At 56.9% G+C, this 8514-nt stretch carries 9 protein-coding genes and 1 tRNA gene; all 10 read right to left on the bottom strand.

The genetic code is table 11. The annotated features are described in order from the left end of the window. Nucleotides 1–950, bottom strand: a 950-nt coding sequence (locus tag ACW81B_RS11030; RefSeq protein ID WP_491580274.1) for an ABC transporter substrate-binding protein, incomplete at its 3' end; no start/stop codon positions are given. A gap of 46 nt (nt 951–996) precedes the next feature. Further along, a tRNA-Pro gene (locus tag ACW81B_RS11025) sits at nt 997–1073 on the bottom strand. Nucleotides 1074–1100: 27 nt separating this feature from the next. Further along, nucleotides 1101–1457 carry a MerR family transcriptional regulator gene (locus tag ACW81B_RS11020; RefSeq protein ID WP_132971952.1) on the bottom strand — a complete coding sequence of 119 codons (357 nt, stop codon included), beginning with the start codon at nt 1455–1457 and terminating at the stop codon, nt 1101–1103. Then, nucleotides 1435–1737 (bottom strand): integration host factor subunit alpha, encoded by a 303-nt coding sequence (gene ihfA / locus ACW81B_RS11015; RefSeq protein ID WP_491580273.1) that lies wholly within the window; start codon nt 1735–1737, stop codon nt 1435–1437. The genes ACW81B_RS11020 and ihfA overlap by 23 nt, the downstream gene beginning before the upstream one ends. Before the next feature lie 4 nt (nt 1738–1741). Further along, complete coding sequence (gene pheT / locus ACW81B_RS11010) at nt 1742–4111, bottom strand: phenylalanine--tRNA ligase subunit beta (RefSeq protein ID WP_491580272.1); 2370 nt, start codon at nt 4109–4111, stop codon at nt 1742–1744. 18 nt (nt 4112–4129) lie between these two features. Further along, nucleotides 4130–5149, bottom strand: coding sequence for a phenylalanine--tRNA ligase subunit alpha (gene pheS / locus ACW81B_RS11005; protein ID WP_491580271.1), 1020 nt, complete (start codon nt 5147–5149; stop codon nt 4130–4132). 104 nt (nt 5150–5253) lie between these two features. Continuing rightward, nucleotides 5254–5610 carry a 50S ribosomal protein L20 gene (gene rplT, locus ACW81B_RS11000; protein ID WP_491580270.1) on the bottom strand — a complete coding sequence of 119 codons (357 nt, stop codon included), beginning with the start codon at nt 5608–5610 and terminating at the stop codon, nt 5254–5256. 16 nt (nt 5611–5626) lie between these two features. After that, on the bottom strand, nt 5627–5824 hold the full coding sequence (gene rpmI, locus ACW81B_RS10995) for a 50S ribosomal protein L35 (RefSeq protein ID WP_132971947.1): 198 nt from the start codon (nt 5822–5824) through the stop codon (nt 5627–5629). 144 nt (nt 5825–5968) lie between these two features. Beyond that, on the bottom strand, nt 5969–6475 hold the full coding sequence (gene infC / locus ACW81B_RS10990) for a translation initiation factor IF-3 (RefSeq protein ID WP_491580275.1): 507 nt from the start codon (nt 6473–6475) through the stop codon (nt 5969–5971). 21 nt (nt 6476–6496) lie between these two features. Beyond that, entirely contained in the window at nt 6497–8428 is a 1932-nt protein-coding gene (thrS, locus tag ACW81B_RS10985) for a threonine--tRNA ligase (protein WP_491580269.1), read from the bottom strand. Nucleotides 8429–8514 lie beyond the last annotated feature (86 nt).

The raw sequence follows: 8514 nt of genomic DNA, 5'->3' as shown, positions 1-8514 counted from the left end.
AGATCGTCATTGAGCCGTACGCCGAAATGCTGCAATACCTTCCAGTCGAACACCAGTTCACCAGGACTTTCAGTAACAGGTTCTATTCGGGAAACGGCTTCACCACGAATAATCCGTGCTGCAAGCCGGGCAGCCGCTTCACCCTGAAGACGCGCTGTGGTCACATAGCCACCAAGCACACCGGGAAACAAATAGGCATCCTCCATGATGAGCACCATGCGACCGGTATCGGTTACCCGCTTCATGACTTCACCAAGCTCGAGCACACGCCCGTCTGCATCGCGCACACCACCAATCGTGGTCACGATAATCACACCTGGCCCTGCCGCATCCAGCGCTTCCAGCAACTCGCCCAGTGAACCTCTGCCGATGTGGGTAATTTCAGACCCGGTGTAGTGACGCGAGACTTCTGTGATCCTGGTACCGATTGCCTGATCGGTAGGACCACCGTCACCCAGGAATATAATACGTTCCGTTTCCGGACGTATCTGCTGGACGAGTCGTATACTGGACTCGACACTCTTGTGTTCAAACACCCCGGTTATATGCTGCCGATCCAGCGCTTCTGCCAGCGAAAGATTATTGACTCCGGAAAATACAACGGGGGTTTCCGGGAAAGCCTGCACACCCGCCGACAGCATAAAATTCATGGCATTGTCGTCTGTCACATAGATGAGACCGGGCCTGTCTTCCTGATGTTTGGCCTGCAGGTAAGACAGGAATTTCTGCAGATAGGCGCTACTGGGTTTAACTCGCTTGGTATCGAGATACTCGACCGAGAAGGTGATGTCATACTCAGGAAGAACACGGGACAACGTATCAGCGAAGCCCTTGTATTGAAGCGCTGTCCAGGGGTAGTCCTGGTGGTAGGAATGAATAACAACCACTTCCAGCCGATTGTGCGTGGAAGCATCTGCTGTCAGGGCCAGCAGGCTCAGCAACAGAACCAACGTTGCCCGGCGCATTAAAACATGAAGAAACGGGGAAGATTTAAATTGGTCGGGGCGAGAGGATTCGAACCTCCGACCACCAGTCCCCCAGACTGGTGCGCTACCAGGCTGCGCTACGCCCCGAAAGAGCGCTGCATGATACAGCATCCGTTAGCGTTTGAGTATCTGTAACAGTTCTTCCAGCTCCATGCGCATCTGGCGCACAATCTGCTGGCGCTGACTGACGTCTTCCTTCGCCTCATCGCCGGACAACTGCTGGCGCGCACCACCGATGGTGAAGCCCTGTTCATACAGCAGACTGCGAATCTGACGAATCATGATCACGTCATGGCGCTGGTAGTAGCGGCGATTACCGCGACGCTTTACCGGCTTGAGTTGGGGGAATTCCTGCTCCCAGTAGCGCAGCACGTGCGGCTTGACGCCACACAACTCTGATACTTCACCGATGGTGAAATACCGTTTGCCTGGGATTGCGGGTAGTTCGTTATTGTTGCTGGCTTCCAGCATAGGCCTCTACGCGTGCTTTGAGTTTCTGACCGGGACGGAACGTCACAACCCGACGAGCGGAAATCGGAATTTCCTCACCTGTCTTGGGGTTTCGACCTGGGCGCTGGTTCTTCTCGCGCAGATCAAAATTTCCGAACCCTGAGAGCTTAACCTGCTTGCCACTTTCGAGTGCACAACGGATTTCCTCGAAGAACATCTCGACCAGTTCCTTGGCTTCGCGTTTATTGAGCCCCAGATCCTCGAACAGCTTTTCTGCCATGTCGGCTTTGGTTAACGCCATGGGATCACTCTCTTAATGTTGCCCCGAATTTTTGTTTTAGTTGACCGGTAATTACGTTCATTACCGCGTCAACATCATCGTCAGTTAGTGTGCGTGAAGAATCCTGTAGAATCAAGCCAAAAGCGATGCTTTTTCGCCCGGATTCTATGCCCTTGCCCTCATAGACATCGAATACCCGCAGATCCTGGAGCAACGGCCCGGCTTCTGCGTGAATCGTGTCGCAAAGCACGCCGGCTGGCGTGTGCGCATTCACTACTACTGCTAGGTCACGGCGGATTGACGGAAATCTTGAGAGTTTTTCAAAGCTTGGCACCCGGCCTTTAAGCACAACATCCAGTTCGAGCTCAAACAGGAGGGTTTTGCCGGGAATTTCCAGCTTTTGGGCAACCCGGGGGTGCACGCGACCGAGCCAGCCTACCTGCCGCTCGTCAGCATAAATTGCCGCACACTGGCCCGGATGCAGGGCGGGATGCTCGCCCGCCTCGAAACAGGCTTCCACACCGGCATGATCAAGCAGGCATTGCAGGTCGGCCTTCACATCAAAGAAATCGACCGGCTCGGGTTTCGACCCCCACTGCTCCACAAAGCGGTCGCCTGTTACAGCGCCTGACAACATTCTTTTCTGTTTTAATTCATTATCTTGCTGAATAAACTTAAGACCTGTCTCGAAGATTCGGATACGGCTCTGCTGGCGTGCGATATTGAATTTCACCACCCCGGCCAGACCAGGCCACAGGCTGGTGCGCATCACCGACATTTCCGAGGAAATGGGGTTGGCCAGCGCAACGGCCTCAACGTCGGGCAGGATAACGGACTGGGTTTCCGCATCCACAAAGCTGTAGCTGATCACTTCGTAGTAGTCGCGATCCACCAGCATGGCCTTCAGCCGCTCCAGCGGTGTCACCGTTTCCGGTGCCGGGCGAAGTTTGAGATCACCACGGTTATTGGCGACAGGCAGGTTGTTGTAGCCGAATACCCGGCCGACTTCCTCGATCAGGTCTGCCTCGATGGCGAGATCGAAACGAAAACCCGGCGGCGTGGCCAGCCAGCCCTCATTGCCGGATTCGACAGCAATACCGAGCCGACTGAGGATATTCTCCACTTCGGCATCATCCGGCACGAAGCCCAGCAGGCGTTTGATGCGGGCACGGCGCAAGGTGATCGGCGCTTTCTGCGGCAAGTCCTTCTCCGAAACGGCCTCAATAACCGGCCCGGCTTTACCGCCCACCAGTTCAAGCAGTAACGCTGTTGCACGCTCCATGGCCCGATACTGCAACCCGGCATCGACACCACGTTCGAAACGGTAGGCGGAATCGGTCGACAGGCCGTAGCGGCGTGCATGACCGGCAATCTTCTCGGGCGTAAAGAAGGCCACCTCAAGGAACAAGTCCCGCGTCGTGTCCGAGATGCCTGAATGCTCACCGCCCATGATACCGGCCAGCGCCAGCGGCTTGTCGTGGTCGCAGATCAGCAGCGTGTCACTCACCGGCTCGACTTCACGTTCATCGAGCAGGGTCAGGGTTTCACCGGCCCTGGGGTAACGCACTTCAATACCGCCGGACAGTTGCGCAAGATCGAAAGCATGCATCGGCTGACCGAGTTCGAGCAGCACATAATTGGTTACGTCAACAACCGGCCCCAGGCTGCGTAACCCGCCACGGCGCAGCTTCTCCTTCATCCACAGGGGTGTCCGGGCCCCGGGGTCGATACCACGAATCACGCGCCCCAGGTAACGCGGGCAGGCCTCCGGCGCCTTTACGCTAATATCGAATGTATCATCGATCGAGGCCGGTACAGGCGGCATGTCCAGCGTTGTGACATCGGTCTTCGTCAGTGCGCCGACTTCACGCGCCACGCCTTCCATACCCAGGCAATCGCCCCGGTTGGGCGTGAGGTCAATCTCGATCAGGGTATCGTTGAGTGACAGGTAGTCGCGAATGTCCTGCCCCACCGGCGCATCGGCCGGTAGCTCCATGAGACCTTCATGGTCCTCGCTCAGACCCAGCTCACGCGCCGAACACAACATGCCGTATGAAAGCACACCGCGCAGTTTGGCTTTTTTGATTTTCATGTCACCGATACGGCCACCGACGGTCGCCAGTGGCGCTTTCATACCGGCGCGTACATGGGGTGCGCCACAGACAATCTGCAAGGACTCGCCCTCACCCGCCGACACCTGGCAGACACGCAGCTTGTCGGCATCCGGGTGAGCTTCCACCGACAGCACCTCGGCAACCACCACGCCACTGAATTCGCCGGCGGCCGGCTCGATCGAGTCGACCTCGAGACCGGCCATGGTCAGCTGTTCGGCCAGCTGTGCAGTCTCCAGATTCGGGTTTACCCATTCACGTAACCAGGCTTCACTGAATTTCATCGTCTGGAACTCTCGCGGTTAGCGGAACTGCTGCAGGAAGCGCAGGTCATTTTCAAAGAACAGTCGCAAATCGTCGACACCGTATTTCAGCATGGTCAGGCGCTCCACGCCCATACCGAAGGCAAGGCCCGTCCAGGCTTCATTATCGACATTGACATGCGTGAATACATTCGGGTGCACCATGCCGCAACCGAGCACTTCCAGCCAACCGGTATGACTGCACACGCGGCAACCTTTACCGGAGCAGATGACACATTCGATGTCGACTTCCGCCGATGGTTCAGTGAACGGGAAGTATGAAGGACGGAAACGCACGGCCAGATCGTCGCGCTCGAAAAAGTCTTTCAGGAATTCGTCGAGTAACCCCTTGAGATCGGCAAAGCTGACGTTCTCATCCACCAGCAGACCTTCCACCTGGTGAAACATCGGCGTATGCGTCAGGTCGGAATCACAGCGGTATACACGTCCCGGCGCAATGACACGGAACGGCGGCTTGCGTTGTTCCATCACCCGGATCTGCACCGGCGAGGTATGGGTACGCAATACACGGTGCGCATCGATATAGAAGGTATCGTGCATGGCGCGCGCCGGGTGGTGCGCGGGAATATTCAGCGCCTCGAAATTGTGGTAGTCGTCCTCGATTTCCGGACCTTCCACAGATTCGAACCCCATTGAAGAAAACAATGTCTCGATGCGTTGCAACGTACGTGTCACCGGGTGCAGGCCACCTGCGCCCTGCCCCCGCCCCGGCAATGTCACATCGATCCGCTCCGATGCCAGTGCCTCGGCCAACGCCGCGTCCTGCAGCGCCTGCTTGCGCGCCTCTATGGCCCGCTGCACCTGCTTCTTGGCCACGTTGATGGCCTGCCCGGCCTGCGGCCGTTCGTCGGCAGGCAGCTTGCCAAGTTGCTTGAGCTGTTCCGTCAACAGGCCTTTTTTACCCAGGTACTGAACTCGCACTTCGTCCAGCGCCTTGAGGTCACCGGCGGCGTCGATGGCTTCACGGGCCTGTTGTTCGAGTGTGGCTAACGCCTCCACATTACATCTCCTGAAAACAAAAAAGGGAAGGTTGGCATTTCACCAGCCTTCCCCTCAAGGAATCAAACGGGTCAGCGCCACTCGACAGCAGGCCCTGTTGATCGTTACGCCAGGCTGGCTTTTGCTTTTTCTGCCAGCGCCGTAAAGGCAGCCGCATCGAACACCGCCAGATCGGCAAGCACCTTGCGATCGACTTCGATACCGGCCTTGCTCAGTCCGTTGATGAAACGGCTGTAGGACATGCCGTTCTCACGGGCTGCCGCGTTGATACGCGCAATCCACAGCGCACGGAACTGACGCTTGCGTTGACGACGGTCACGGTAGGCATACTGACCGGCCTTGATGACCGCCTGCTTGGCGACACGGTACACCTTGCGACGCGCACCGTAATAACCCTTGGCCTTGTCGAGGACCTTCTTGTGTTTGGCTCGCGCCTGAACACCACGTTTTACTCTTGGCATGGCTCATCCCCTCCGGTTAGACAAATGGCAACATGCGGCGAACGGCACGCTGATCGGCTTCGTGCACCTGTTCGGTGCTGCCGAGATGGCGCTTGCGCTTGCTGCTTTTCTTGGTGAGGATATGGCGCAGGTGCGACTGGCCACGCTTGAAACCGCCACTGGCGGTCTTGCGGAACCGCTTGGCGGCACCACGATTGGTTTTCATCTTTGGCATAATATCTCTCCCGCTTCTATACATCACAAGTTCGCCCCAAGGTGCGGTTGATACCCGGCACGAACTGTTAATTTGGGGTCAGAGTAAAAATTATCTTGCCAGCTACAGCTGGCAAGATAATTTTTACTCTGACCCCAAATTAACTTACTTTTTCTTTGGTGCCATCACCATAATCATCTGACGGCCTTCCATTTTCGGAAACTGCTCAACTGTGGCCAGTTCCGAAAGATCGTTCTCTACGCGTTTCAGCAAATCACGCCCCAGTTCCTGGTGCGCCATTTCGCGGCCTCGGAACCGCAGGGTAACCTTGACCTTGTCGCCGTCGTTCAGGAAGCGGGTCAGGTTGCGCAGCTTGATATTGTAATCGCCAATATCGGTACCGGGCCGGAACTTGATTTCCTTGACCTGGGTCTGCTTCTGCTTCTTGCGTGCAGCCTGTCGTTTCTTCTGCTCATCGAAACGGTACTTGCCGTAATCCATGATCTTGCAGACCGGTGGTTCGGCCTGCGGTGAAATTTCGACCAGATCAAGACTGGCTTCCGCCGCTTTCTCCAGGGCCTCGGCAAGGGGGACAATTCCGATCTGTTCACCCTCCGCGCCAACCAGGCGGACTTCTGTTGCATCGATGCTCTGGTTGAGCCGGTGTTTCAGTTTGTTTGCTGCAGCGATAGTTCACGTCTCCAAAATAGTTCGGCCGCGGCTCGCGATTTCAGCGGTCAGCCCGTCTGACAGGGCTTGCAAGGACAGACTTCCCAGGTCCTTGCCGCTTCGCGTGCGCACGGCCACAGTGTCTGATTCAGCTTCCCGGTCGCCGACGACCAGCAAGTACGGGGTGCGCTGAATTGTGTGCTCGCGGATTTTAAAGCCGATTTTCTCGTTTCTCAAGTCTAAATTGGCCCTGATTCCCTGATTTTTCAAGGTTTCTGCGACTTTTTTGGCATATTCGGCCTGATTGTCGGTGATATTCATCACCACGGCCTGCACCGGGGCCAGCCACAGCGGCAGTGCACCGGCGTAATGTTCAATAAGAATCCCGATAAACCGTTCCAGCGAACCGAGGATTGCCCGGTGCAGCATCACCGGCACGTGCTTGCTGCCGTCCTCCGCCACGTAGGTTGCGCCGAGTCGTTCCGGCATGGAGAAATCCAGCTGGATGGTGCCGAGCTGCCAGACGCGGTCCAGGCAGTCCTTCAGTGAGAATTCGATCTTGGGGCCGTAGAAAGCGCCCTCGCCCGGTTGCAGTTCCCAGTCCAGTTGCTTGTGGTCGAGTGCGTCCTGCAATGATTTCTCGGCCTTGTCCCACAACGCGTCGGCGCCCACACGTTGTTCCGGGCGCGTGGAGAACTTGATAATAACATCCTCGAAACCGAAATCGCGGTAAACCTCGAACAACAGGTCGATGAAATCCGACACCTCATCGAGTACCTGCGCCTCGGTGCAAAAGATATGTGCATCGTCCTGCACAAAACCGCGCACGCGCATCAGACCGTGCAGCGTGCCGGACGGCTCGTTGCGGTGACAGGAACCGAACTCAGCCAGCCGCAACGGTAAATCGCGGTAACTCTTCAGACCCTGGTTATAGATCTGGATATGCGCCGGGCAGTTCATCGGCTTGATGGCGAAGGTGCGCTTCTCCGACTCGGTAATGAACATGTCGTCCTGGAACTTCTCCCAGTGCCCGGATTTCTCCCACAAGGTGCGGTCGATGATGGTCGGCGTGTGCACTTCCTGATAGCCATGATCGCGCAGCTTGTCACGAATATAATCCTGCACCTGCAGGTAAATACGCCAGCCCTTGTCGTGCCAGAACACCATACCCGGCGCTTCTTCCTGGGTATGGAACAGGTTCATGGTCTTGCCGAGCTTGCGGTGATCACGCTTCTCGGCTTCTTCCAGCCGGTGCAGGTAGGCCTTGAGTTCATCCTTGTTGCGCCAGGCGGTGCCGTAGATGCGCTGCAACATGGGGTTATTGGAGTCCCCACGCCAGTAGGCGCCGGCCACGCTCATCAGCTTGAAGGCTTTTGGCAGCTTGCCGGTGCTGGGCAGGTGCGGGCCGCGACACATATCGAACCAGTCACCCTGGCGGTAGACCGTTAACTCCTCACCTTCCGGAATGATGTCATTGATGATCTCGACCTTGTAGGTCTCACCCAGTTCATTAAAGGTTTTGATCGCCTCGTCACGCGACCAGACCTCGCGCTGGATCGGCAGGTTGCGTTTGACGATCTCGTTCATGCGCTTTTCGATTTTTTTCAGGTCTTCCGGCGTGAACGGCTCTTCACGCGCAAAGTCGTAGTAGAAACCGTTCTCGATGGCCGGGCCGATGGTGACCTGGGTGCCGGGATACAGCTCCTGCACCGCCTGCGCCATGATGTGCGCGGCATCGTGGCGCACCAGTTCCAGCGCATCGTCATCCTTATGGGTGACAATGGCCAGATCAACGTCGTCCTCGATGCGATAACTGGTATCGACCAGTTCACCGTTGACCTTGCCGGCAAGTGCAACCCTGGCCAGGCCGGGGCCGATATCGGCGGCGACTTCGGCAACGGTTAGCGGGTGATCGAAACTGCGCTGACTGCCATCAGGAAGGGTGACTACGGGCATAACCTGTTTCTCCAGTGGTGGCCCATACGAGAGGCCACTTGATCGTCCAGAAATAACAATCCCCGCACAGGCGGGGACCATGAGTG

The organism is Thiogranum sp. (genome assembly GCF_058323355.1).
Note: the sequence above shows the minus strand (reverse complement) of the source record. Positions and strands in the feature narration are given on the sequence as shown.